This is a genomic window from Lapillicoccus sp. (genome assembly GCF_039935575.1).
Taxonomy (GTDB): Bacteria; Actinomycetota; Actinomycetes; order Actinomycetales; family Dermatophilaceae; genus Lapillicoccus.
Window position 1 is genome coordinate 1 of sequence record NZ_JBDTKA010000057.1, and the last position, 24,765, is coordinate 24,765.

The 24,765-nt window shown below is 67.7% G+C and carries 24 protein-coding genes; 15 read left to right on the forward strand and 9 right to left on the reverse strand.

From position 1 onward, the window contains the following. Positions 1-442 precede the first annotated feature (442 nt). Positions 443-1,876 (forward strand): amidase, encoded by a 1,434-nt coding sequence (locus ABI385_RS06800; protein WP_348102990.1) that lies wholly within the window; start codon positions 443-445, stop codon positions 1,874-1,876. Positions 1,877-1,879: 3 nt separating this feature from the next. Here the strand turns inward: ABI385_RS06800 and ABI385_RS06805 are convergent, their stop codons facing one another. Continuing rightward, positions 1,880-2,341: a hypothetical protein gene (locus tag ABI385_RS06805; RefSeq protein ID WP_348102991.1), complete on the reverse strand. Its 462-nt coding sequence runs from the start codon at positions 2,339-2,341 to the stop codon at positions 1,880-1,882. Between the two features lie 96 nt (positions 2,342-2,437). On the opposite strand from ABI385_RS06805, the gene ABI385_RS06810 reads away from it, so the two are divergent. The 11 genes from ABI385_RS06810 (at position 2,438) to ABI385_RS06860 (ending at position 14,678) form a co-directional block, all read left to right on the forward strand. Next, on the forward strand, positions 2,438-2,872 hold the full coding sequence (locus tag ABI385_RS06810; RefSeq protein ID WP_348102992.1) for a nitroreductase family deazaflavin-dependent oxidoreductase: 435 nt from the start codon (positions 2,438-2,440) through the stop codon (positions 2,870-2,872). A gap of 117 nt (positions 2,873-2,989) precedes the next feature. Next, entirely contained in the window at positions 2,990-3,925 is a 936-nt protein-coding gene (locus ABI385_RS06815; protein ID WP_348102993.1) for a sugar ABC transporter permease, read from the forward strand. Next, positions 3,925-4,758, forward strand: coding sequence for a carbohydrate ABC transporter permease (locus ABI385_RS06820; protein WP_348102994.1), 834 nt, complete (start codon positions 3,925-3,927; stop codon positions 4,756-4,758). Before ABI385_RS06815 ends, ABI385_RS06820 begins: the two co-directional genes overlap by 1 nt. A gap of 50 nt (positions 4,759-4,808) precedes the next feature. Beyond that, on the forward strand, positions 4,809-6,119 hold the full coding sequence (locus ABI385_RS06825) for a sugar ABC transporter substrate-binding protein (RefSeq protein WP_348102995.1): 1,311 nt from the start codon (positions 4,809-4,811) through the stop codon (positions 6,117-6,119). Positions 6,120-6,145: 26 nt separating this feature from the next. Then, on the forward strand, positions 6,146-7,300 hold the full coding sequence (locus ABI385_RS06830) for an ADP-ribosylglycohydrolase family protein (RefSeq protein ID WP_348102996.1): 1,155 nt from the start codon (positions 6,146-6,148) through the stop codon (positions 7,298-7,300). Further along, positions 7,297-8,694, forward strand: a complete 1,398-nt coding sequence (locus ABI385_RS06835; RefSeq protein WP_348102997.1) for an ADP-ribosylglycohydrolase family protein — start codon at positions 7,297-7,299, stop codon at positions 8,692-8,694. Before ABI385_RS06830 ends, ABI385_RS06835 begins: the two co-directional genes overlap by 4 nt. Then, positions 8,694-9,731: a LacI family DNA-binding transcriptional regulator gene (locus ABI385_RS06840; protein ID WP_348102998.1), complete on the forward strand. Its 1,038-nt coding sequence runs from the start codon at positions 8,694-8,696 to the stop codon at positions 9,729-9,731. The genes ABI385_RS06835 and ABI385_RS06840 overlap by 1 nt, the downstream gene beginning before the upstream one ends. Continuing rightward, positions 9,728-10,645 (forward strand): ribokinase, encoded by a 918-nt coding sequence (locus tag ABI385_RS06845; protein WP_348102999.1) that lies wholly within the window; start codon positions 9,728-9,730, stop codon positions 10,643-10,645. Before ABI385_RS06840 ends, ABI385_RS06845 begins: the two co-directional genes overlap by 4 nt. Further along, complete coding sequence (locus ABI385_RS06850) at positions 10,638-12,608, forward strand: SUMF1/EgtB/PvdO family nonheme iron enzyme (RefSeq protein WP_348103000.1); 1,971 nt, start codon at positions 10,638-10,640, stop codon at positions 12,606-12,608. Before ABI385_RS06845 ends, ABI385_RS06850 begins: the two co-directional genes overlap by 8 nt. Beyond that, on the forward strand, positions 12,605-13,825 hold the full coding sequence (locus ABI385_RS06855; RefSeq protein WP_348103001.1) for a CoA transferase: 1,221 nt from the start codon (positions 12,605-12,607) through the stop codon (positions 13,823-13,825). Before ABI385_RS06850 ends, ABI385_RS06855 begins: the two co-directional genes overlap by 4 nt. Then, positions 13,809-14,678, forward strand: a complete 870-nt coding sequence (locus tag ABI385_RS06860; RefSeq protein ID WP_348103002.1) for a CoA ester lyase — start codon at positions 13,809-13,811, stop codon at positions 14,676-14,678. Before ABI385_RS06855 ends, ABI385_RS06860 begins: the two co-directional genes overlap by 17 nt. A gap of 115 nt (positions 14,679-14,793) precedes the next feature. Here ABI385_RS06860 and ABI385_RS06865 read toward each other — a convergent pair whose 3' ends face one another. From ABI385_RS06865 to ABI385_RS06895, 7 genes are all read right to left on the reverse strand, one after another. Beyond that, positions 14,794-15,903, reverse strand: coding sequence for a PfkB family carbohydrate kinase (locus ABI385_RS06865; protein ID WP_348103003.1), 1,110 nt, complete (start codon positions 15,901-15,903; stop codon positions 14,794-14,796). Between the two features lie 40 nt (positions 15,904-15,943). Further along, entirely contained in the window at positions 15,944-16,789 is an 846-nt protein-coding gene (locus ABI385_RS06870; protein ID WP_348103004.1) for a carbohydrate ABC transporter permease, read from the reverse strand. Between the two features lies 1 nt (position 16,790). Further along, complete coding sequence (locus ABI385_RS06875; protein WP_348103005.1) at positions 16,791-17,708, reverse strand: sugar ABC transporter permease; 918 nt, start codon at positions 17,706-17,708, stop codon at positions 16,791-16,793. Between the two features lie 14 nt (positions 17,709-17,722). Then, positions 17,723-19,021 (reverse strand): sugar ABC transporter substrate-binding protein, encoded by a 1,299-nt coding sequence (locus ABI385_RS06880; protein WP_348103006.1) that lies wholly within the window; start codon positions 19,019-19,021, stop codon positions 17,723-17,725. A gap of 105 nt (positions 19,022-19,126) precedes the next feature. Next, the gene (locus tag ABI385_RS06885; RefSeq protein WP_348103007.1) at positions 19,127-19,546 is read right to left on the reverse strand and encodes a hypothetical protein; all 420 of its coding nucleotides are present in this window, start codon (positions 19,544-19,546) and stop codon (positions 19,127-19,129) included. Beyond that, positions 19,539-19,901, reverse strand: coding sequence for a hypothetical protein (locus tag ABI385_RS06890; RefSeq protein ID WP_348103008.1), 363 nt, complete (start codon positions 19,899-19,901; stop codon positions 19,539-19,541). The genes ABI385_RS06885 and ABI385_RS06890 overlap by 8 nt, the downstream gene beginning before the upstream one ends. A gap of 37 nt (positions 19,902-19,938) precedes the next feature. Further along, positions 19,939-20,421 carry an SRPBCC family protein gene (locus ABI385_RS06895; RefSeq protein WP_348103009.1) on the reverse strand — a complete coding sequence of 161 codons (483 nt, stop codon included), beginning with the start codon at positions 20,419-20,421 and terminating at the stop codon, positions 19,939-19,941. Positions 20,422-20,487: 66 nt separating this feature from the next. Here ABI385_RS06895 and ABI385_RS06900 point away from each other — a divergent pair, with 66 nt between their 5' ends. Then, the gene (locus ABI385_RS06900; protein WP_348103010.1) at positions 20,488-20,838 is read left to right on the forward strand and encodes a hypothetical protein; all 351 of its coding nucleotides are present in this window, start codon (positions 20,488-20,490) and stop codon (positions 20,836-20,838) included. Here ABI385_RS06900 and ABI385_RS06905 read toward each other — a convergent pair. Further along, the gene (locus tag ABI385_RS06905) at positions 20,828-23,362 is read right to left on the reverse strand and encodes an HAD-IC family P-type ATPase (RefSeq protein ID WP_348103011.1); all 2,535 of its coding nucleotides are present in this window, start codon (positions 23,360-23,362) and stop codon (positions 20,828-20,830) included. The genes ABI385_RS06900 and ABI385_RS06905 overlap by 11 nt on opposite strands. Positions 23,363-23,473: 111 nt before the next feature. Here ABI385_RS06905 and ABI385_RS06910 point away from each other — a divergent pair, with 111 nt between their 5' ends. Both ABI385_RS06910 and ABI385_RS06915 read left to right on the forward strand, forming a co-directional pair. Beyond that, positions 23,474-23,851 carry a hypothetical protein gene (locus ABI385_RS06910; protein ID WP_348103012.1) on the forward strand — a complete coding sequence of 126 codons (378 nt, stop codon included), beginning with the start codon at positions 23,474-23,476 and terminating at the stop codon, positions 23,849-23,851. Continuing rightward, positions 23,848-24,765: putative T7SS-secreted protein (locus tag ABI385_RS06915; RefSeq protein ID WP_348103013.1), on the forward strand; the 918-nt coding region annotated here is incomplete at its 3' end. The genes ABI385_RS06910 and ABI385_RS06915, both read left to right, overlap by 4 nt.

Genomic DNA, 24,765 nt, shown 5'->3' on the forward strand with positions numbered 1-24,765 from the left:
GACGGCGTGGTGGAAGAGCCGGCCGAACAGGCAACCAGCACGAGGGAGGTCGCCGCGACCGCGGTCGCCAACCGGGCTGAGCGGGTGAACCTCACGATGTCTCCTCCGTGGATGTCCTCAGGACGCTTCGGTGCGCCAGACCAGCATGTCGTATGCCGTCCCCCTCCAGGCGTCCGCGGTGCCCTGCCCTGATCGATCGTGACCAGCCCGTCATCCGGGTTACCGGGCCTTGGCGGTGGGGTTGTTGACCAACGAACCCGCGTGATCGAACAGATGTACGATGGCAGGTATGAGGGCGATCGGGTCGCGAGGGCGCGGTTGACACTCGCGACGCCGAGGTCGGCGCCCCCTACAGGATTTCGGAGACTGGCTGACCCGAGCCGACGGTGTGGCGACCTGCCTAGAGTGGCGAGCGCACACATACCGGCAGACGGAGGGCAGCTTGCGGGACACATACGAGATCGCCTGTCTCAGCGCCGCCCAGCTCGTCGACCTCTACCGCGCTCGGGAGCTGTCGCCCGTCGAGGTGCTCGACGCCGCGCTCCAGGTCGTCGATGACCACGAGCCCGTTCTCAACGCGCTCTGGGTTCGTTCGGACGCAGGCGCGAGGAACGAAGCGCTCGCCAGCGAGAACCGTTGGCATCAAGGCAAACCGGCTGGACCCATCGACGGAGTCCCGGTCACGATCAAGGAGAACCTCGCCCGAGCGGGCATCCCTATGCCGCTGGGCTGCGCCGGCGTCACCCCGCAGGTTCCGACCCGGAGCTCACCCGTCGCCGAGCGCATCTCCGAGGCGGGCGGCGTTGTCCTCGGATCGACGGTCATGCCCGACTGGGGAATGCTCTCGTCCGGCGTCTCGAGCCTGCACGGCGTCACCCGCAGTCCCTGGAACCCAGACTGGACGACCGGCGGATCCTCGTCCGGCGCCGGCGCCGCGTGTGCGGCTGGCTACGCGCCGCTGCATGTCGGCACCGATATCGGAGGGTCGATCCGGCTGCCGGGTACCTGGCTGGGTCTCGCCACACTCAAGCCGAGCGCCGGGCGCGTGGCCCTCGACAACCCCTACCTCGGCCGAGTCGCCGGACCCATCACCCGAACGGTTGGCGACGTCGCGACGCTCATGTCGGTGATCGCTCGGCCTGACGAGCGGGACTGGACCGCGTCGCCGGCAGAGGATCTTCCCTGGACCGACGAGGTGCTCAGGCAACCGCACGGGCTACGTGTGGGTCTGCATCTGGACGCCGGTGTCGGTATGAGGGTCGACCCGGAGGTGGCGACCCTTGTCGCTCGCGCGGGTGAGCTCTTCGAGTCCGCCGGTGCGCAGGTCGAGACTGTCGAACCCTTCCTGCGACCCGGCATGATCGAGGATCTCGACACCTTCTGGAGAGTCCGCTCCTGGAACGACTTCGTCGCCCTCGACCAGGATGGCCGCGACCGCGTGCTGCCCTTCATCCGACGCTGGATCCACCCTGCCGCACAGATCTCAGGAACGCGCGTACTTGCTTGCTACCAGACCATTCTCGAGCTTCAGCGCACCACGGTCAGGGCCACCCTCCCCTACGACATTGTTCTGTCTCCTGTCGCCCCGGTTGCCGCGTTCCCGGCTGACTGGCCGATGCCCTTCGGCGGACTGGACACCCCGGATCTCGGGATGGCGCATATCGGCTTCACGGCGCCCTACAACATGACGGGTCAACCCGCGGCCACGGTGAACTGCGGTTTCACCCGCGACGGTCGCACGGTTGGTATCCAGATCGCGGGACGCCGGTTCGACGACATCGGTGTGCTTCGCGCCGCGGCCTGGTACGAGGCGGCCCGACCCGCCGACGCCGCACCGGACTGGCCGATTGCCCCACTTGCAAGCGTCGCCCTCTGACCGTCACGCCGACACGCGACCAGACTGCAACCGCCCCTCCCCACGGTCCACCGCCAGGATCACGGTGCGGGTGACGAGCCACGTCCCGAGCAGGTCGACGCCGTGCTCGTCGCAGCTGCGCTGCGCCGCGTCACGCCACTCGCGATCCTCGCCGGTGACGAACGGGTGGGACAGCCGAGCGATCGCGACGAGCACACCACCACGGCAGCCGTTCCCGAGACCAGCGAGGACCCCCTGACACACCACGTCCAACACGCGCCGGTGCTCACCGGGCGGTACGCCGCCTGGGGGGACGGGTATGACGACCGGCTGGACGAGCCGCCCACTGGGCCCGCAGATCAAGACCCCGATCGAACCGACGCGGCGGTCACTGTCGCGGATCACCAGGTCGAGTACGTCGGCGGTGATCTCGGGGTCGGTCAGGGGTCGTGTGGCCCAGTCCTTGGGCAGGTCCTCGAAGGTCATGGCGGACCACCCTGCCCTCTCCCGCGCCGACGGCTCTGAACTTGTCCACAGCCCCTGGACGGCGGCCAGGGAAACTCAGGATGGTTGGATCGAGTCATGACGACCGAGGGTGACTACGTCCCGAGCACCTCCGACTGGGTGCGCGAGCAGGTCGAGCAGATCGAGGCCGCCGGCGACACCAGCGTGGTGCACATCCAGGACCTGCCGGTCATCCTGCTGACCATGCATGGTGCGAAGACGGGCGCGGTCCGCAAGGTCCCGCTGATGCGCGTCGAACACGACGGCCAGTTCATCGCCGTCGCGAGCAAGGGCGGTGCACCCCAACAGCCACAGTGGTACTACAACCTTCTCGTCGACCCCGACATCGAGGTCATGGCCGGCACCGAGACGTTCCCCGCCCGAGCTCGTGAGCTCGAGGGCAAGGAGCGGTTCGACTGGTGGGTACGCGCGGTGGAGGCATTTCCCCCGTACGCGGAGTACCAGGTCCGCACGCAGCGACTCATCCCGCTGTTCCTGCTCGAGCGTCGCTGAGTCGTTACCACCCAGTCCTTGACACCGCGTCGGCGCTGAGGGCAAACTCGTCAAGGTCAGCCTGTAAACGTTTACAGACATACTCCCCCCGCGAGAATGTCGTCGATGGAGGGTCGCATGACTGCCGTCACGGATGCCCCCGCGCCGCCGCGTAAGCCTGCGCCGACAAGGGGAAAGCGGACCCGCGCCAACCAACGGGCCATGTGGTTCCTGTTGCTACCGAGCCTCCTACCGGTGGTCATCTTCAGCGTCTACCCGCTGGCCAACGGGATCTGGCTCGGCTTCACCGACGCCCAGGCCGGCTATCAGGTCACTTATCACGCGACCGGTCTCGAGAACTACGTCCGGCTGCTTCATGACGACCTGTTCTGGAACTCGTTCAAGATCGGGCTGATCTGGGCTTTCTCGGTCACGATCCTGCAGTTCCTGCTGGCGCTCGGCCTGGCCATGCTGCTCAACGCCGGCCTGCGGTTCCAGTGGCTTGTGCGTCCACTCGCACTCGTCCCGTGGGCGATGCCGTCGGTCATCGTTGCCATCCTCTGGAAGCTGATCTACCTGCCGGACGCCGGCATCCTCAACGCCGCCCTCAAGGCCGTCGGCATCATCGACACCAACGTCAACTGGCTCGGGAGCTTCGAGCTGGCCCTGCCTGCCGTCATCGTCGTCGGTGTGTGGGCGGGCATGCCCCAGACCACGATCACCCTGCTGGCGGGGCTGCAGAACACCCCGTTCGAGCTGCACGAGGCGGCGGCCCTCGACGGTGCGAACGCCTGGCAACGTTTCGTGACCGTCACCTGGCCGGCCCTTCGACCGATCGCGGTCGCAATCAGCTCGCTCGACTTCGTCTGGAACTTCAACTCGTTCGGTCTGGTCTACGTGCTGACGGAGGGCGGTCCCGGTGGCCGCACCCAGCTCCCTATGCTGTTCGCCTACCAACGGGCGTTCGGCAACGGTGAGTTCGGGTATGCCGCCGCCCTCGGCAACGCGATGGTCGTCGTGATCATGGCGATCATGGGCGCGTACCTGTGGCGCCAGCTGCGCGAGGCGGTGTGATGCGTACCAAACCCGCTACGCGGGTCAGCCAGTATGCCGCCCTGTTCCTCTACGTCGTCTTCCTCGGGTTCCCGCTGCTCTGGCTTTTCTCGACCGCATTCAAGTCGCCCTTCGAGCTGACCAAACTGGCGCCCACGGTGCTGCCGACGGACTGGACGCTCGACAACTTCCGGGTCGCGCTGCAGCAGACCCAGCTGCCCAGCGCGCTACGGAACTCGTTGGTGGTGGCCGTGGCCACTGCCGTGATCACGACCTTGATCGCGTTGCCGGCGGCATACGCGATCGCGCGCTACCGCAACACGGTGCGAAACGTCGCAATCGGGTGGATCCTGGTGAGCCAGGTCTTCCCGTTCATCCTCATCGTCATCCCCGTGTTCATCGTGCTGAAGAACCTCGGGCTCATCAACACTCTCCCGGGTCTGGTCATCGTCTACGTCGTGTGGGCGCTGCCCTTCACGCTGTGGATGCTGCAGGGCTATGTCGCCGCGATCCCCCGCGACCTGGAGGAGGCCGCCTCGACGGACGGGGCGAACCGGTTCGACATCCTGGTCCGGATCATCTTCCCGCTGCTCGTCCCCGGGCTGGTGGCGACGTCGATGTTCGCGTTCATCTCCGCGTGGAACGAGTTCTTCTTCGCCCTGGTCATCATCCAGGACCCCGGTCTGCAGACCGCTCCGCTTCTGCTCGCGCGCTACGTCGGAGCCGAGGGCTCGGTCAACCTCGGACCGCTGGCAGCGACGGCTCTGATCACCACCCTTCCCAGCCTCTTCATCTTCGCCATCATCCAGCGCAAGCTCGTGTCGGGCATGTTGTCCGGCTCGGTCAAGGGCTGACTCTCCCCTCCCACCGATCCGCCAGAACCTCACCCCCGAAGGGAAACACCGTGAAGCGTCGACTCGCCACCGTGTCCGTCGCCACCATCGCCGCGACGGTCCTCATGACCTCCGGCTGCATCAGCGGCAGCAGCAGCCCGTCGTCCGGCGACGCGCCGCAGACGGCCGCGCCGGGCGAGAAGGTGTCGCTGACCTTCTCCAGCTATGCGTTCCAGGACCTGACCGTCAAGGCGACCCAGAAAATCGTCGACTCGTGGAACTCGGCCAACCCCGACATCCACATCGACTACCAGAAGGTCGACCCGAACTCCGTCCACGACAAGCTCGTCACCCAGTTCGCGGGCAATCAGGCGCCGGACATCATCCACGACGAGTCCGCGGACATCGCAGGCTTCAGCAGTCAGGGCTTCCTCGCCGACCTGACGCCGTTGATCCCAGCGGAGCTCAAGTCCGACGTCCCTGCGTCGGTATGGAAGTCCGTCACCTACGGCGGCAAGATCACCGGTGTCCCGACGATCGCCCAGGTCTACAACCTCTTCGCGAACACCGAGTCGATGAGCAAGGCGGGCATCACGCCCCCAACCGCCGACACACCCTGGACGTGGGACGACCTCGCGACCAACGCCAAAAAGCTGACGACCGGCGGCGACGTCTACGGGTTCGCGTGGGGGCTGAAGTCCCCGACGGCCGGATTGATGTCGAGTGGTCTGGCCTTCGACGGCACCTACTTCTCCGGGGACGACACCAAGCCGGACATCAGCGTCACCAGCAAAGAGCTGGAAGTCCCCAACCGTGTGAAGGCGATGATCGACGCCAAGACCATGGCGCCCAACTCGATCTCGCTGTCCGGCACGGACGTGCTCCCCGGGTTCTTCGGCGGGAAGTACGGCCTGGTCATGGCCGGCAACTACGTCGAGGCGCAGATCGAGGCGAAGGCCCCGCAAGGCTTCAACTGGACCATGCTGCCGCTGCTGAAGGGTACGAACCAGAACCAGGCGGCCAACCCGCAGACCCTCAGCGTCGCCAAGCAGAGCAAACACCCCGCCGAGGCGATGAAGTTCATCGCGTACTTCATGAAGGCCGAGAACCTCGCCAAGATCGCCGAGGGTGACGCGCTTATCCCCGTGTCCACCTCGGCAGCCGCCATCGTCAAGACCGACCTGGGGAGCAAGCACGGCTGGGACGCGATTCTCGGCTCGGCGTCCTCCCTGGTCGACCCGCCGTGGAACAAGGCCACCAAGTTTCCGCAGTGGAAGTCCGAGACCGCCACCCCCGCGTTCCAGGAGTTCCTGGCTGGCAAGATCGACTCGGCAGCCCTGCAGCAGCGACTGACGGACGGCTGGAAGAAGATCAGCTCCTGACCGCGCACGTCGCGAAACGAGTGGTGATGAACACGTTGCAGGACAAGGCGGTCGGCTCCCTGATGGGGGCCGCCGTCGGGGATGCGATCGGTGGCGCGACGGAAGGTCGGAGCGCCGAGGAGATCCTCCACCGCTACGGCGGATACGTTGACGGGGTCGTGGACTATTTCATGCCCGACTGGCGCACGGCCAAGCCGATGTCCCCGTACCACAAGGGCGAAGGGCACGTCACCGACGACACCTTGATGACCAACCTGCTCGTGTCCGTCTACGCCAAGAACCGGCGGCATCTGACGGCCTTCGACATGGCCGACGACCTGGTGCCGCTGATGATGACGCAGGTCACCTGGATCCCCGAGCTGGAGAAGGAGACCGTTCCGCTGCTGCGCGTCTTCCTCGCAGAGAAGTGGCTGGTGACCCGGCTCCACTACGGGCATGTCGACCCGAGGGAAGCAGGAGTCGGCAACGTCGTCAACTGCGGCGCAGCGATGTACATGGCCCCGGTGGGGATCGCCAATGCTGCCGACCCGGACGGTGCCTACGCCGAAGCGGTCGAGATCGCCGGTGCGCACCAGTCCAGCTACGGACGCGAGGCCGCTGCCGTGTTCGCCGCTGCGGTGGCGGCCGCGATGGCACCGGATGCCACTGTCGACTCGGTCGTCGCAGCGGCTCTCCGACTGGCGCGCGACGGCACCCGATCCGCAGTCGAAGCGTGCGTGTCTGCCGCCCGTCCAGGACAGGACTGGCGGAAGGCGATCCCGTTGATGCGCAATGCAGTCCGACCGTTCGACTCGGTCGGCGAGACCTACCGTGAACCGGACCAGGACTCGCGTCGACCGAGTCGACTTCGCTCGATCGAGGAGGTTCCGGTCGCTCTGGGACTGCTCGTGGTGACCGGAGGGGACGTCCGGAAGACGGTCCTCGCCGCCACCAACTACGGCCGCGACTCCGACTCGATCGCCACCATGGGGGGCGCTGTTGCGGGTGCCCTCGGAGGCGAGGCCTCCGTTCCAGTGGAGTGGGTCGAGACGGTGGGGACCAACTCTCGCCTGGACCTGCGCTCCACCGGGGTGACGATGGCCGACGTAGCACAGGAGATCTTCACCTCGGACGAGGCCGCCTGGCAGCGACGAAGCGAGGCGGTGGCCACACTGAGCGGTGCCACGGTGGGAGGCCGGTGACCTCCTCGATGCGCGTCACCTGGGTCCAGCCGGAAGACCTCGTCCGGCACGAGCTTTGGCAGTCCGCGCGCGAAGGCCGGGACGTCTCGCAACAACACCACCGGTGGGTTGATGCGGGCGGCACGTCCGATCCGCCCTACGTCGGCGCCTCGCCCGAGGTGGTGTCGCCCGCTCTCCGCGACCTGGCGACGATACTGATCGGCGAGCTCGACGCGCTCCCCGAGACCGGTGTCGAACGCGAACCGAGCGACTGGATCGATATCCAGGCGACGATCGAGGCGCAGCAACCGAGCGCCGAAGGCTCACGGCCGGGGGACGTCTACGCCGAGCCGGGCGACGACTACGCCGACCGGATCCGCGGAGCCTGGGTCGGGCGGACGGTGGGGTGCGTCCTCGGCAAGCCGGTCGAGAAGATCCCACGCGAGGGTATCGAGGCCATCCTGCGCAACACCGGGCGCTGGCCGCTTGACCGGTGGTTCACGGGCGTCGGTCTCGATCCCGCTGTTTCGCAGCGTTGGCCGTGGAACAAGGCAAGCCGCCCGACCAGCCTCGAGGAGAACCTCGACGGCACGCCGGAGGACGACGACCTCAACTACACGATCCTGGCCTTGCGGCTGGTCGAGCAGCACGGCGCCGAGTTCACTGCGGACGACGTCGCCCGGATGTGGCTGCTCGACCTGCCAGCGGGTCGCACCTTCACGGCCGAGCGGGTGGCATACCGGAACTTGCTGGAGGGTGTGACCCCACCCGCCACGGCGCGCGTCCGCAACCCGTTCCGGGAGTGGATCGGCGCCCAGATCCGTACCGACCTCTACGGTTGGGTCAACCCCGGGAACCCGACCCGCGCCGCCGAGTGGGCTTGGCGCGATGCCTCGGTCAGCCACACGCGCAACGGTCTGTATGGCGCGATGTTCGTCGCGGCGATGGCGTCGGAAGCGGTTCGCGGCAGCGCTGTCGACACCGTCCTCGACGTCGGCGCATCGGTCGTCCCCGCGGGGAGCCGCATGGCCGCCGCGATCGCGCTGGGTCGCGAACTCGGCAGGTCGGCCTCCGACCCCACCGACGCCTACGCCGCCCTGGAAGCCGAGTTCACCGGGATGCACTGGGTGCACAGCCTCAACAACACCGCCCTCGTCGCCTTCGCCCTGCAGGCCGGGCAGGGTGACTTCGACCGGTCGATCTGCCTCACTGTGATGGGCGGCTGGGACACCGACTCCAGCGGTGCGACTGTCGGGTCGGTGACTGGTGCCATCACCGGCGCACGGGCAATCCACCCCCGGTGGTCCGATCCCCTGCGCGGTGGGCTCACCACCTCCATCCCGGACGCGGGTGGACTGAGCTTCGACGAGCTGGCTCACCGGACCTGTGCGGCCGCCGAGCGGGTCCGTCCGTGATGACCCGCCGTCCGACCGTCGTCGAGGTCGCTGACCGAGCCGGAGTGTCGATCGCCTCCGTGTCACGCGTGCTCAACGGCAAGTCGGCGAGGTCGGACACGGAGGACCGCGTCCGCGCGGCCGTCGCAGATCTCGGCTATCTGCCCGACTCCCGCGGACGTGCCCTCAAGCTGGGCTCGACCCTGCAGGTGGCGTTCGCCGTCGACGACGTGGGCAACCCGGTCTATACCGAGATGTTGCAGGGCGTCGAGGAGGGGATGTCCGGCTCGGGGGCTCGGCTGCTCGTCGCTTCCACGGGGCACGACCTCGGAGACCTCGTCGCCCTGGTGGCGAGCCTTTCGCGCGGGTATGCCGACGCGCTGGTGATCAGCCCACTGCGCCGCTCCCCCGAGCTGGTCCAAGCGCTCGTCGACGCGCCCGTTCCCGTGGTGGTCGTGGGTGACGTCGGTGAGGGGACACCGCTGGACACGGTCCGGACCGACTCCCGCCAGGGCGTCGTCATCGCCCATGAGCACCTGCGTCAGACCGGACGTCGTCGGATCGCCTTCGTCAATGGACCCACCGACACCGCACCAGGTCGAGCGCGCCGCGACGGCTACGAACAGGCCTGTGCCGCAGCCCTGTCCGAGGGTCAGTCGAGCGCATACGGCATGGTCGAGGCGTCGGACTTCAGCGTCGGAGCGGGTGAGAAGGCCTGGGCCGAGCTTCAGACCCGCGGTTCAGGACGTCGGCCGGACGCCGTAATCGCTGCCAACGACCTGCTCGCCTTCGGCGTGATGCGGGCGGCGTTGAGCGCCGGCCTGCGCATTCCTGGTCAGCTCGGGGTGGTGGGGATCGACGACACGCAGTTCGCCCGCGTATTCAGCCCATCGCTGACCAGCGTGTCGCTCGGCGCCCGGGAGCGCGGACGGATCGCGGCACGGCTGCTCCTGGAGAGGCTGGAGGCTCCCACCACCCCCCCGCGTGTCGAGCGCGTGGAACCGGTGTTGGTCGTTCGCGAGTCCAGCGCCCGTGCCACATCGAACGCTCGCCGATGAGCGGCCACGTCGTCGTCGTCGGCTCCGTCAACATGGACCTGGCCGTACGCACCACGCGGCTGCCGCGTCCGGGTGAGACGTTGATGGCCCGGTCGTTCCACCGCAGCCAGGGCGGCAAAGGCGCGAACCAGGCGGTCGGCGCATCCCGGGCCGGCGGTGCCCAGGTCTCGATGGTGGGTGCGGTCGGACGCGATGCCGACGGGGAGGCACTGGTGCAGGCCCTGATCGGCGACAGGATCGACGTCGGGCGCGTGCAGCGGCTCGATGACCAACCGACCGGTGTCGCTTTGATCACCATCGACTCCGCGGCCGAGAACACCATCGTGGTGGCGGCGGGTGCCAATGCAGCGTTCGTGCTCTCGGACCTCGATCGGGAAGTCATCGCGACCGCCGACGTGGTCCTCGCCCAGCTCGAGGTGCCCCAGTCAGTAGTCCTCGCAGCCGCGCGAGGCCGAGGAAGCGGCGTGCCCTTTGTCCTCAACGCCGCACCATCGGCGCCGTTGGAGGACGGGCTCTTGGATGAGGTCGACGTCCTCGTCGTGAACGAGCACGAGGCGATCGACCTAGCAGGAGTCTCGGACCTCGACCAGGCCATCGAGATCCTTGCGAGCCGAGTCCCCCAGCTGCTCGTCACCCTCGGCGCACGTGGCGCACGCCTGCTCGGGCGTGACGGAACCGAGCTGGTTGTTCCTGCTCCTCGGGTCGAGGCGGTCGACACCGTCGGCGCCGGTGACACCTTTTGCGGTGTCTATGCCGCCGGGCTGGCTCAGGGGCTGACCCACCTGCGCGCTCTCCAACGCGCCTCTGCCGCGGCCTCGCTCGCCGTCCAGCGGCGGGGCGCTCAGGACTCGGTGCCGACGTCGGCCGAGGTGGACAAGCACGTGCGAACCTCCTACGGGCCGGCCGATGAGTGACGATTTCGACCCGCTGCGACCGAGACCCCTCGACCTGCCCACCAGTGTCCCCCTCGAACCGGGCGCCGATCTGTCCGCGCTGGACAGCGCAAAGATCATCGCCGCCCCTGACGACCCCACGTTGTGGCCGGTGTGGCGTGAGCGTCTCACCCGCTGGCGTTCGGACGTGTCCGAACGCCACAGACTCGACGACGCGATCTACCGGCGCCCCGACCTTGCCTGGGCGTCGCGCTGCTACGTCGTCAGCCAGGTCTGGCTTTGGGACGAGCTGCTCTACGACTGGAATCGCGGCTGCTTCACGCCCGAGCGACTGGTCGCTGACGCGCGGGACCGGTTCGGCGGATTCGACGGGATCGTGCTCTGGCACGCATACCCGGTGATCGGCCTCGACGACCGCAACCAGTGGGACTTCTACCGCGACGTCGAGGGGCTGAGCACACTGGTCGCGGAGCTGCACGCCCTCGGGGTGCGGGTCTTCGTCGACTACAACCCCTGGGACGTCGGGACGCGGCGGCCCACCGCTGACGTCGGTGGCGACGATGCCACCCAGCTCGCCACCCTTGTCCGGGATCTCGACGTCGACGGCGTCTTTCTCGACACGCTCAAGGAAGGCGGCGGCGGCCTGTTGGCCGAGCTGGCTTTCTATCGAGCTGGAGTCGCGGTCGAGGGCGAGTCGACCCTGTCCCTCCCCCGGCTCGCCGACCATCCGTTGTCCTGGGCCCAGTGGTTTGCCGACTCGCCCGTGCCCGGTGTCGTGCGGTCGCATGTCATAGAGCGGCGACATTTGATGCACCATGTCCGCCGCTGGCACCGTGACCATGCCGTCGAGCTGCAGTCCGCCTGGCTCAACGGGGTCGGCGTGATGGTGTGGGAGGTGGTGTTCGGCGTCTGGGTCGGGTGGAACGACCGGGACGCCCACATGGTCAGCCGGATGGGCCCGGCCCAGCGCGCGCTACACCTCCTACTCATCGATGGCGAATGGACACCCCTCGTGGATTTGGGCGAAGCCGCCTCTGCTCGGGGCGTTTTCGGTTCAGAGTTCGCAGCCGAGGCCGAACGGCTGGTCGCGCTGGTCAACCGCAGCGACGCCGACGCGGTCATTCCTGTCGCCGTGCTGGGGAACGGCGATGTCTACGACGTCTGGACCGGCCGTCGCCTCGAGGTCGTGGACGGACTTGCCGAGGTGCTGGTTCCGGCGAACGGGATCGGCGGCCTGTGGGAGCCACCTCCCGGTCGGGACTCCTCCTGGCTCACCCAGATCGAGGCGGAACCGCACTCGAGCGCCTTCCAGCATCGCGTCGCACGACGTGTCCCCGCGACGGCGAGCACCGGCGTTCCCACGGTTCCGCACGTCGTCGTCCGAGCCGGCGAGCATGCGCTGACCGTGCGCTTCCGCAACCGCGAGACCGGAATGTATGCCGGAGCGCCCTTCGTCGACGAGTGGAAGCCCCTCTCACCGCGGCTGCACGATCTGCGCACACTCGAGCGGCAGGTCGTCGTCTCTCATCCCGTCGCGGTCGCAGCGGCAGAGGTGAGCGTCGCGGAGTTTGCCCGCTACCTCGAGGCGGCAGGTGGGTCGGCTCACGAGACCAGCTGGGACGTCGACCGGCCAGCCACCGGCGTTGACCTCGAAGACGCCCGCGCTTACGCCGCGTGGCTCGGTGCCCGGCTCCCCACCGAGGACGAGTGGCAGCTCGCCGCCGCCCTACCCGCGTTCCGTCGTCTCGGTCCGGCCGTCTGGAACCTCACGGAAAGCGAGCACAGCGACGGCAGAACGCGGTTCGTGATGCTCAAGGGGGGCGCCGACCACCGGTGCGAGGGGTCCGCCTGGTACTTCGAGGGCGGCCTGCAGCCACCGGAGTACACGGCGAAGTACCTGGTCCCCGGACAGCACCTTGCGCGGGCGACAACGGTCGGCTTCAGGGTCGCCTGGGACCTGGTGGCCGGAAGCGGTAGCTCGTGACCACGGACTGGGCCTTGGGCGACCTCACGGTCGTCGACGCCTCGACGCTCTTTGCCGGCCCGATGACGGCCATGCATCTCGGCGACCTGGGAGCTTCGGTCGTCAAGGTCGAGCATCCGCGGCGTCCTGACCCGGCCCGCGGCCACGGTCCGGAGAAGGACGGCCACAACCTCTGGTCCAAGACACTGGGTCGCAACAAACGCACGGTGCAGCTGGACCTGTCGTCACCGGGTGGCGCCGAGGCGTTCCGGAGACTGGCATCTGCCGCCGACGTCGTGATCGAGAACTTCCGACCGGGGACGCTGGAACGGTGGGGGCTGTCATACGAGACCCTTGCCGAAGACAACCCCGGGCTGGTGCTGGCCCGAGTCACGGGATTCGGCCAGGTCGGCCCCTACCGCCGCCGCCCCGGGTTCGGCACCCTGGCCGAGGCGATGAGCGGTTTCGCCGCCAGCACGGGCGAGCCCGACGGGCCACCGACCTTGCCACCGTTCGGGTTGGCTGACGGACTTGCTTCTCTCGCAGCTGCTTTTGCCATCATGACCGCAGTCCACCAGCGCGACCGAACCGGCCATGGCCAGGTGGTAGACCTGGCGATCGTTGAGCCGATTATGGCGATGCTCGGCCCACAGATCTCCCGCTGGGACCAGCTGCGGACGCTGCAGCCGAGGCTCGGTAACCGGTCCAGCAACAACGCCCCCCGGAACACCTACCGCACCGTCGACGGCCACTGGGTCGCCGTCTCCACGAGCTCGCAGAGCATCGCCGAGCGGGTGGTGCGCCTCGTCGGTCGCGGTGAGCTCGTCGACGAGCCCTGGTTCGCTGCGGGTCGCACCCGCGCGGAACACGCCGACGAGCTCGACACCGCCGTCGGCGGCTGGGTGGCCTCTCATACCCGGGACGAGGTTCTCGACGAGTTCGAACGGGCCGAGGCCGCCGTCGCGCCGATCTACACGGCGCAGGACATCGTGCAGGACCCACAGTTCGCGGCGCTAGGGACGGTCCGCCACGTGGTCGACGACGACCTCGGCGACCTGGCCATGCAAGGCGCGTTGTTTCGACTGTCCCAGGGGGATGCGCCGACGCGGTGGGCTGGTCGCGAACCCGGTTCTGACACCTTTGCCGTGCTACGCGAGCTCGGCTTCTCCGCCACCGAAATCGCGGCCTTGGACGACGCCGGACAGATCGGAGGTGTCGGCGATGACAAGCAGACCTGAGCGCCCCCTGCTGACCTTGCTCTACGTCCCAGCCGACCAGCCCGAACGCGTTCACAAGGCCCTCGACTCCGATGCGGACTGCGTCATCCTCGACCTCGAGGACGCGGTGCCGCCCGCGAACAAATCTCGGGCTCGGGCGCTGGCGATGGACGCCGCGGGAGCAGCCACCCGTGCCGGTCGCCCGCTCCAGGTGCGCATCAACCAGGCGGGCTCGTCATGGTGCGACGCGGACGTGGAGGCACTCAGGTCGACACCGGTCGAGGTCGGGGTCCGGATTCCCAAATGCGCTCTGCCGCACATAGTTTCTCAGCTTGCTGACTCACTCCCCGACCGCCCGCTGCATCTGCTCGTCGAGTCTGCGCTCGGTGTCGAGCGCGCGTTCGACCTGGCTTCGGCTCATCCCCTCGTCACGAGCATCGGCCTCGGTGAGGCTGACCTGCGAGCAGACCTGGGGGTTCGCGGCGACGAGGGACTCGCCTACTCGCGTGGACGGGTTGTCTCCGCAGCGGCCGCCGCTGGACTGTCTCCCCCGGTGATGTCGGTCTTCCCGGACACCCGTGACGCCGACGGCCTGAGGCGCTCCTGCGAGCAGGGTCGGCTGCTCGGCTTCCTGGGTCGCACCGCGATCCACCCCCGTCAGCTACCGGTGATCCGTCAGGCGTTCACTCCGTCAGGCGATGAGGTCGCGCGAGCCCGAGGGCTCCTCACCGCGGCGAAGGGCGTCGGGGGTGACGGGGCCATCGCCCTCCCGGACGGCCGGTTCGTCGACGAGGCGGTACTCCGGCAGGCCCGACGAACGGTCGCCCTCGCCGAGGCCCTGGGCCGACGGGGGGGTGGTGCTGGCCAGCGGTGACGTCGTGGGATCGGGTGCGCGCAGGTACGCCTGCGCCGGGATGACGATCCAGCCCAGGGTGATCAGCGCCACGCCCGCCCGATCCCCGCGCCAACAGCACGGAAAGCACCCGAGGTCAGTGCTCGGGGACGTCGGCCCGTCGCGCGATCGTCGCGGCGGCGCGGCGCGTGGCACTCGGCGGGACAGACGGAACGATGTCGTCCAAGAACGCATACCGCCGGCGTAGCGACCCGTGGTAGGAGGAGGGATCCGTGTCGGTGCACACGGCGCGCCACCAGTCGGCAACGTCACCCCAGCCGGGAGCGGCGAGCGACCCTCCGAACTGTTGGACGGCGAGCGCCGAGCACAGCGTTGCGAACGAGAGCCGGTCGACCAGCCTCCATCCGGCAAGCGTCCCGACGACCAGCGCTGCAGCGAAGACGTCACCGGCGCCCGTCGGGTCCAGAGCAGGCACCCGCAGCGCGGGCACGCTGGCCTCGTCACCCGAGGTGCTGTCGATGGCGAGTGCGCCCTGGGCGCCGTTGGTGACGACGGCAAGCGGCACGAGGTCGGCGAGCGCGTACAAGGCATCCTGCGGGGTCTCAGTGCGCGTGTAGGCCATCGCCTCGTCGGCATTGGGCAGGAACGCGTGACAGTGCTCGAGCCGGTCGAGAAGCTCGGGAGCCCAGGCCCCGGTGGCATCCCAACCGACGTCACCGAAGACGAGCGCCCCGTCCCTGCGAGCCAGCTCCACCCAGCGCACCTCGTCGTCAACCCGCATCGTCTCGGCAAGGTCGACCAGGACAGAGCGAGTGCGGGGCGGGTGACCGACCAGCTCGTTCATCGGGACGGGCGACGGATGTCCGTGGGTGACCATGCTCCGGTCCCGCCCGACCGACATCGACACGGTGACCGGCGAGTGCCAGTTCTCGAACCGGCGGCTGCGGCTGAGGTCGACCCCCTCCTGCTCCTCCAGTGTGCGCCAACAGAAGTCGCCGTAGTCGTCATCACCGAACGCGGCCGCCAGTGACGTGCAGAGTCCGAGCCGGCTGGAGGCCGTGGCCAGGTTGGCGATGCCGCCGGGGCACGACCCCATCCCTTCGGCCCACACCTCGGTCCCGGCGCGGGGCACCTCGGGCAGGCCGGTGAACACGATATCGAGGAAGACCGTGCCGGCGAGCAGGACGTCGAAGGGTGGGTCGCCCGGTGCGCGTCGGGCCGCGATGGGGTCGTATGCCCTGACCACGCTCTCGCCCGCCCCTCACTCGTTCGCCGAAGTCAGCAGGCTACTCGTTGATACCCGACCGCTCTACGCCCTCGACGATCCAGCGCTGCAGGAAGACGAACATGACGACGAGGGGCAGGATAGAAATCACCGCTGCGATGAAGAGCTGGTGCAGGTTGCTCGTCTGCTGGGTGAGGAAGGTCGACAGCGCGATCTGGACCGTCCAGGAGCTCTGGTCCTGCCCGATCACGAGCGGCCAGAGGAACGCGTTCCAGCTGCCGATGAAGGTGATGGTGCCGATGGCGGCAACGAAACCGAGCGAGTTCGGCATCACCACCCTCCAGAACGTCCCCAAGTAACCCAACCCGTCGATGCGTGCGGCGTCCTCGATCTCCTTCGGGAAACCGAGGAAGTACTGCCGGAACAGGAACGTGGCGAAGGCTTGGAAGAGGCCAGGGACGATCAGCCCACGCAGGGTGCTGACCCAACCGAGGGTCGAGACCAGCACGAAGCTCGGGACGAAGGTGACAGCCGCCGGGATGAGCAGCGTGGCCACCACCGAGTAGAGGACGACGTTGGACCATCTGTAGGGAATCCTGGCCAGTCCGTAGCCGGCCATCGCGCTGACGACGAGAACGAGCACCGTCTGTGTCACGGCGATCACGGCACTGTTGAGCAAAGAGCGCGCCATGGGAACCGATGGGTCAGAGAAGAGCTCGCTGATGTTTCCCCATTGCAGCGCTGTGGGGAACAGCTTCCAGTCGGGCGACGTGATGTCTGTCTCCGTGGAGAGGCCGTTGCGCAGCAGCAGGTAGAAGGGGATGAGGAACAGGACTGTGCCGACGATGAGCACCACGTAGCGCAGCCCGCTGCCGGCCTTCTGTGCCGGAGTCCGCTGAATCGCCATCTCAGCCCTCCCTGCCGAAGCGGAAGAACCGTCCCTGCACCAGCGCGACGAGCGCGATGACGAGGGTGAGGATGACCGCGCCCGCGCTGCCATGTCCGAAGTCCTGCCCCTGGCCGAGGGCCGTGTAGTAGAGGTAGACGAGAGGAGGGCGGGCGTACGGAGGGTACTGGCCGGTGGAGGAGAGCAAGTTGTAGAACTCGTCGAACGCCTGGAACGCGTTGATGAGCAGCAGCAGGATGACGGCGCTCGAGGTCGTCGCGAGCTGAGGGACCGTGATGTATCTGAGCACCTTCAAGCCGACGGCACCGTCGATGGCCGCAGCCTCATACAGGGTCGGTGAGATCCGTTGTAGCGCAGCGAGGAACAGAATCATGTAGAACCCGATCTGCAACCAGAGCCGCACGGTGACGATCACGAGCCAGTACCAGGGTGGCTGGGTGATCGACAGCCACGGGACCGACTCGATGCTGAACCATCCGAGCACCGTGTTGGCGAGCCCGAACCGCACACCCGAGAAGATCGACATCTTCCACACGAGTGCGGCGACGACGTAGGAGCACGCGGTCGGAAGGAAGTACACCGACCGGAAGAACGGCTGGAACCACCTCGCCCGGTTCACCAGTAGCGCCAGCCCGAGGGACAGGACGAACGTGGTCGGCACGATGAACGCCGCAAAGACGATGAACGTCAGCATGCTGGAGCGGAACGCCGGATCGGAAAGCATGTCGGCATAGTTGCCGAAACCGACGAAAACCGTTGGGGTGACGGTGTTCCGCGCATCGTAGAAGCTGAGCCAGATACTCCAGAGAATCGGGATGTAGACAAAGATCAGCAGCCCAAGGAAGAACGGGCCGACGAACACCCAGAACCACAGGTTGCGGTTCTGGTTGCCGAGGAGCCGCCCCTGCCAGGTCTGCACCGAGGGCGGTCCGGTCAGCCGTTGAGGCGCTTGAGCTCGGCGTCCACCGTCGACTTCATCGTCGCGATCTCACCAGCGGGATCGGCGCCGTCCTTGACGATCCGGGTGAGACCGTCCGAGAACGCGGTGGCGCACTTGGGGCTCCAGAGCAACGGCGTCTGGGCATGCCCGTTCTCGTTGACGAACTTCACCGCATCGGAGGCCGGTGCGACCTTGAGCTTGTCGGCCTGCGCAGCGACAGTCTTCCGGGCCGGGATGTGGAACCCGTAGGACTGCGCGAAGTCCAGCTGCTTGGCAGTCTGGTCGACCCATAGCCACTTGACGAAGCTCTTGGCCGCGTCGACGTTCTTGCTCTTGGCACTGACCGAAGAGCCGTATGCCCCCACCGGCACCGACGCCTTGCCGCTGCCACCCAGGGCGGGCCAGGCCATGACGCCGTAGTCGCCGGGAAAGGCCTTCTCGATAACCGGCAGCGTCCACAGCCCGGTCCACTGCATGGCGCAGAGTCCCTGGGTGAACGCCGACGGGTCGGACCAGTCAGCGGGAGCGCCGAGCAGGAGCGACCCGCTGGTGAACAGCGTCCGCAGCTTGGCGAACCCCTCCACGGCGCCGTCGCCGTCGAAACCGAAAGCGGTCTGGTCCTCGTTGAGGTAGTCGAGACCGGCCCCCCAGAGCATCGGGCCACCGAGCACACCGACGCCCCCGTCGTTTCCGGCGAACAGACCCTTGACCTTGTCCGTGGTCAGCTTCTTGGCTGCGGCGAGCAGCTCGTCGACCGTCGTGGGCGGTTGGATGCCGGCGGCGGCCAGCAGGCTCTTGCGATACACCATGAGCTGCATGTCGGTGACCTGGGGGACGGCATACAGCTTGCCTTTGTAGGTCATCCGAGACACCAGGGACGGAGTGAAGTCCGACTCGGCACTGCCGAGGATGCCGGTCATGTCGACGACCTGGCCAGCCTGGATCATGTCGATCGAGGGTCCGTTGCCGTTCTCGAAGATGTCCGGGCCGCTGCTGGTCAGCAGCGCCGATGCGACCTTCTTGTCGTAGTCACCGGGGTTCCACTGGACGGTGACGTTGGCGCCCGGGTAGGCCTTGGCATACCCCTCCACCGCCTGCTGTGTGCCCTGCTCGCCGTACTGGTGGTACCACTGCGAGAGCGCCGAGCCTCCCCCAGTGGATCCGGACGAGGACGTGGACGGTTCGCGGCCGGTGTTGCCACCACAGGCGGTGAGCAGTCCGGCGCCGACGGCGCCTGCCCCGAGGCCCAGAAAGCGCCTGCGGTTGACGGTGATTGGTGTCAGTGCTGCCATCTCTGCTCCCCAGGAAGGCGGGCCCCGGCGAGGCGGGACGCTGTGGACATTGGCACCATATGACTCACGCGCCGCTTTGACCACTCGCGGACCGGGAAAGGGGCCTCAGGCCGGGGTGGTCGCGCGTCGGGCACGATGCCTCAACCAGAGCAGACCCAGGATGGGCAGCAGCAGCGGGACGTAGCCATATCCCGAGCCGAAGTGCGACCAGACGGTCTTGTCCGGGAACTCCGACGGCACCAGGTAGGAGACGGTCCCGACAACCAGGACCCCCACCAGCTCGACGCTGATCGCGACGCGGGCTACCTGGGTCGACGTGCGGTCACCGCGGGCGAGCGCCACCGTCGCGATGATGTAGATGACGGCGGCCAACGCCGACAGTAGGTACGCCATCGGCGCCTTCGGGAAGTCGGCGATGATCTGGTAGGCAGCTCGGCCCGTCGCGGCGAGCGCGAACAAGGCGTAGACCGCCACCAGGACGATCCCGAGGCCGCGGTTGGGCGGTCGGGTCTCCTGCTCAGCCACCGAAGCTCCACATCTGCGTGAGCCGGGCCATGAACACGCCCACGACGAGCGCGGATCCGGCGACGACGGCCATCGACGACCGGGTTTTCTCCTTCAGCGCGAGGAAGGTGACAAAAGGAGGGACGAGCGGGAGGGTGAACAAGTAGGCGAGGAACACCGGTTTCTCGAAGCCGTCGGACCGTGAAAGTGCCTGCACGAGTCCGACGACCACCTGCACCACGAGCGTGATCTCGAGCACCGCGAACACCAGCAGGAGCCGGTCGTCCACGACGCGGCCGCGCGAGGCGTACACCCCCGCCAGCACGCCCAGGGCCGCCGCGGCGACGAGGACGACCGCCGTTAGCCAGGTGAGCACGGACTCAGGGTAAACGCGCCGTGCCGGTGGAGCTCGGTCAGGTCGGGTCCCTCTTGGTGACCTCGAGGTGCTGCTCGAGGTTGCCGGCGAACCGGGATCCGGTCACCGCCATCGCGGTGCGCATCGCCGTTGACACAGCGGGAGCCGAAAAACGTGCGAGCGGCAGGTCGACCGAGAGGGTGAGCGAGATCGAGAGTCGGGTGCCGCCGCGGGTGTCGCGCAGCTCGTACCAGCCCTCCGCGCCCGCCCACTCCTTGCTTCCCATCGGCGGCTCGTGCGTGTAGTCGATCCGTTCGCCCTCCCGGAACGTCATCCGCTCGGTGAATGTGGGGTTGACCACGATGCCGAGCAGGTTGATCCGGGACATCTCCCAACGCCACAGCTCACCGTTGGTCTCGATCCGAGTGAGCAAGGGGGTCAGCTTCGGCAGGACCACAGGGTCGGTCAGCGCCCCCCAGACGGCTCGTCGGTCCGCGGCCACGACCGCCTGCGACTCCGTGGACGCCGAGAACCGGTGCATTACGCCAGTGTCACACGCGCGGCGGCAGGGGGTGCGTCAGGTCGACCGGATTGCCAAGATAGGTCGATGGCTTCCTACACGGTCAACACCACAGCAGTCGCCCATGCCCGTGACCTCATCGACAAGAAGCGCTACATCCTCGAGAGTGACTGGGGCGAAGTCCAACCCGACGTGGACGTGCAGAACGGCTATCTCGACAACCACTCCTGGGACGAGTACGCCGCGTGGCACCTCGGTCTGACCGACGACGCGAACGACGAGACCAAGGCACGGTATGCGTTCGTCTACGGCGACCTCACCCGCGTGCACCGCAGCGGGCTGATCGCTTGCGTCTACCGAGCGTCGGAGTGGCGGCACAAGGAGGTCGAGCTCGCCGCGCACCAGCTCCTCCAACACCTGGACGAGGTCAGCGGCTGAGCCGTCCCGGTGGCGGTTGTGGATAATCGCGAGCCGACGCCGGACGCTCTGGTTGCGTTGCGGTGTGAGCGATTCTGGGCACAACCTCAGCAGGGCCGTGGTGCATCTCCGGCTGCAGGCGATAGATCACCTCGATCGCGACAGCGCCGACAGCGCCAACCGCCAAGGACTGCCAGACCAGCCCGGCCGACGCGGCGTACTGGAAGAAGCTCTGCGCCAACGGAATCGTGAACGCGGCTACTGCGATGAGGATGCAGCCGCCGACCAGTGCGAGCTTCCACGGGGCGAACGGCCGGGCCAGGACGATCAGGATCCAGAACGCCGCGATGAGCAGCGAGATGCTCGCCGCAGTCGACGGCGCCCAACAGGCTTCAGACGTCGCCTGGGACACCGTTCCTTGGACAGCGCCCGCACACTGCGCCGCGCTCGGGGTGTCGAAGACGGCGTGTGCCAGCAGGTAGGAGGCGATCACGACGACGCCGGACACCACGCCGGCTGGGACGGCGAAGCGCAGCACCCGGCGGAGGAAGCCCGGGGTGTAGCGGCGAGTGTTCGGCCCCAGTGCGAGGAAGAACGCCGGTATGCCGATGGTCACGGCGGACACCAAGGTCAGGTGGCGTGGCAGAAACGGGAAGGGCAGCGATGCGCCCGCAGCGGTAATGATGGCAATCAGGCTCATGACGTTCTTGGCCAAGAAGAGGTTGGCCACCCGCTCGACGTTGTTGATGACGCGACGACCCTCGGCCAACACGGACGGCAGATGAGAGAACTTCCCGTCCAGCAGAACCAGCTGCGCGACGGCCTTGGTGGCCTGGGCACCGTTGTTCATCGCCACACCGATATCGGCGTCCTTGATGGCCAGGGCGTCGTTGACCCCGTCACCTGTCATGGCGACGACATGACCGTCGCGTTGCAACGCCTGAACGAGCGCACGCTTCTGGTCGGGGTTGACGCGACCGAACACCGTTGTCCGGCGAACGATCTCGCGAAGCTCCTCTACATCGGTTCCCATCGTGCGCGCATCCACGATGCGCTCGGGAGGGAGGTCCAGACCGACCCGGCGTGCGATCGCACCGACCGTCTCGGGGTTGTCGCCCGAGATGATCTTGACGTCGACGCCCTGCGACGCGAAGAAGTCGAGCGTCTCTTTGGCGTCGGGCCGGACCTGTTCGGTCAAGGCCACCAGGGCGAGGGGGCTCACACCGTCTGGCAGCTGCTGACCGGCAAGGGCCGCGTCCGTGTGCATGAGGAGGACGACGCGCGCACCGGTCTGGGCCATCTCAGTGACCTGATCCCGCACCGGGTCATCAGCGGCGAGGAGAACCTCGGGTGCGCCGAGGACGTAGCTGCCGCGCGCGGCGAAGGATGCCGCGCTCCACTTCCTACTGGAGTTGAAGGCAATCGTGTCCTGGCGCCCCCAGCCGTCCGGAGCAGGCAGAGCGGCGGCGAGCGCTTTCAGGGTGCCGTTGGCGTTTGGATCGTCGGCGATCGCACCGAGCGCGTCCTCCACCTCGTCTTTGCTGGGGGGTTGGTCCCCGAGCGGGTATGCGTCCTGGTAGGCGATCTCCCCGACGGTAAGCGTCCCGGTCTTGTCGACGCATACGACATCTACGCGGGCCAGCCCCTCGACGGCGGGGAGCTCCTGCACGAGGACCTGTTGGCGCGACAGCGTGACGGCGGCCAACAGAAAGGCGACCGAAGTGAGCAGGACCAGACCTTCCGGCACGAGGCCGACGAGGCCGCCGCTCGACCTGACGATGACCGTGCGCCAGTCGTCGGCGCCGTAGACCTGGACCTGCGACCAGATCTGCAGCGGCAAGGCCAAAACGATGATCCAGGTGATCCACCCCAGGAGCCGGTTGACCGAGTCCTGGATTTCGGAGCGGGTGCGGGTAAACGTCTTGGCTTGCGCCGCAATGATGTTCGCGTATGAGTTCGGGCCGACCGCCTCGGTGACGAACCGCGCCCGGCCGGCCACCACTGTCGTACCGGACCGCACCACGTCGCCGGAGTCCTTGGCGATGGCGTCTGACTCACCGGTGAGGTTCGACTCGTCTACCTCGAGGCCGTCGACGTCGTGGAGGTGTCCGTCCGCGGGCACCTGGTCCCCGGCTCGCAGCTCGACCAGGTCGCCCAACACGACCTGTGGCGTGGTGATTTCGCTCAGCTCACCGCCCCGAACGACCCGGGTGGTCGGCTGGTTGAGCAAGGCGAGGTGGTCGAGCTTGCGCTTCGCGAGGTACTCCTGCACGATGCCGATCCCGGAGTTGACCACGAGGATCACGCCGAAGAGGCCGTCCGCCCACGAGCCGGTGATCAACACCAGGACGAAGAGGACGCCGAGGATCGCGTTGAACCGGGTGAACACGTTGGTGCGGATGATGGTCCAGAGCGGGCGAGAAGATGCCTGTGTGGTGGCGTTGACGTCACCGCGACTGGTGCGCTCGGCAACCTCGGCGCTGGTTAGACCGCAAACGGGGTCCGTCGGTGTGGCCGGGGCCGCGGAGACGGGCGCTGAAGGCACAGGGGGCACCTGGTCATTGTTCCCGACGTGGATGCCCACGCACCCGACCGGACCACCGTCGGGTGTGGATAACTTTCGGCTCGATAATCGTGCGTTTGGTTCACTCGTCTTGTGTTTGTCAACGAGGGATCGGCCCTGACATATGCCGTGGTGACCGACGAGCTGATCAGCGCGGCTGACTCAGTTCGGGCGATCACCGAGTCCGCTCAGGACGCCACCATCGAAGACCTGCCTTCGATCGCCAGCGTGGTGGGTCACGACGGGCTGTTCGTCGCGCTGCACGACTTCTGCGCCAGGTGGGACAACGGACTGTCCCATCTCGTCGGAGACAGCGAGACGATGGCCCGCCGACTGGAGGTGTGCGCCGAGGCATACCTGGAGAACGAGGACACCAGCCGAGGTGACTACCAGCGTCTGCTGTCGGTTTCGGAGCTGCCGGCGATCTCGCCGGTGCGTGACGACTTCGTCGGACCGGCGGCGATCGGGTGAGTGTGGAGTCTCCGGGGTTGGAGCAGGCGTTGGCGTCCGGGGCGGCACCGGAGGTGCTGGTCCCGTGTGACACCGCCGGCCTGGCCGAGGTCGCCCTGACTCTGCGAGAGCACGCCACGGTCCTGGAACAAGCCGCCGGGTCGCTGGGCCGCGTCGAGGTCACCAGCTGGCGCGGCGACGCGTCCACCCGGTTCACCGACACCATCTCCGTCGAACCAGGACGCTGGCTCGCCGCCGCCGACGGGTTCATCGCCGCAGCCGTCGCCCTCGAAGGATTCCTGACCGGTATGCCCGCCGCCCGCGACACGGCACGCACCGCCACCACCCTCTACCTGCAGTACAAGACCCTCGTCGCCGCCCTGACCGCCGGACAACCCGCCGGACCACCCCCGCTGCCGGACACCGGCAACGGCAGCGTCCGCGACCGCATCGCCATCGGCGCCCGCCTCGACCAGCTCACCACCGCCACCGGAAACGCCGCCACCCTCGCCAGCCAAGCCGACGCGCTCCGCCGAAAAGCCATCGACCTGCTCGCCGCTGCCCGGGCCGCCGTATCGGCCGCCGGCGACCTCACCGCCCACGCCCTCGACCAAGCCGCCGCCACCGCACCCCAAGCCCGCCGATTCTTCGAAGCCAACATCCGACCCGCCGGCATCATCGGCGCCGGCCACACCGCACTCGACTTCGCCGGGATGATCCCCGTTCTCGGTGCTGTCCCGGACGCCATGAACGCAGTGTGGTTCGGGTCGGAAGGCGACACCACGAACGCCGCGCTCAGCGTGGCCGGAATGCTTCCGCTCCTCGGAGACGCCATCATCGGCGGGCGGGTTGTCAGAGGCGGCGTCGAAGCCGCAGACGCCATGGCCCAACGTGCCTTGCGACGCCTCGACGACGGCGGTCTCGGTGGACATGAA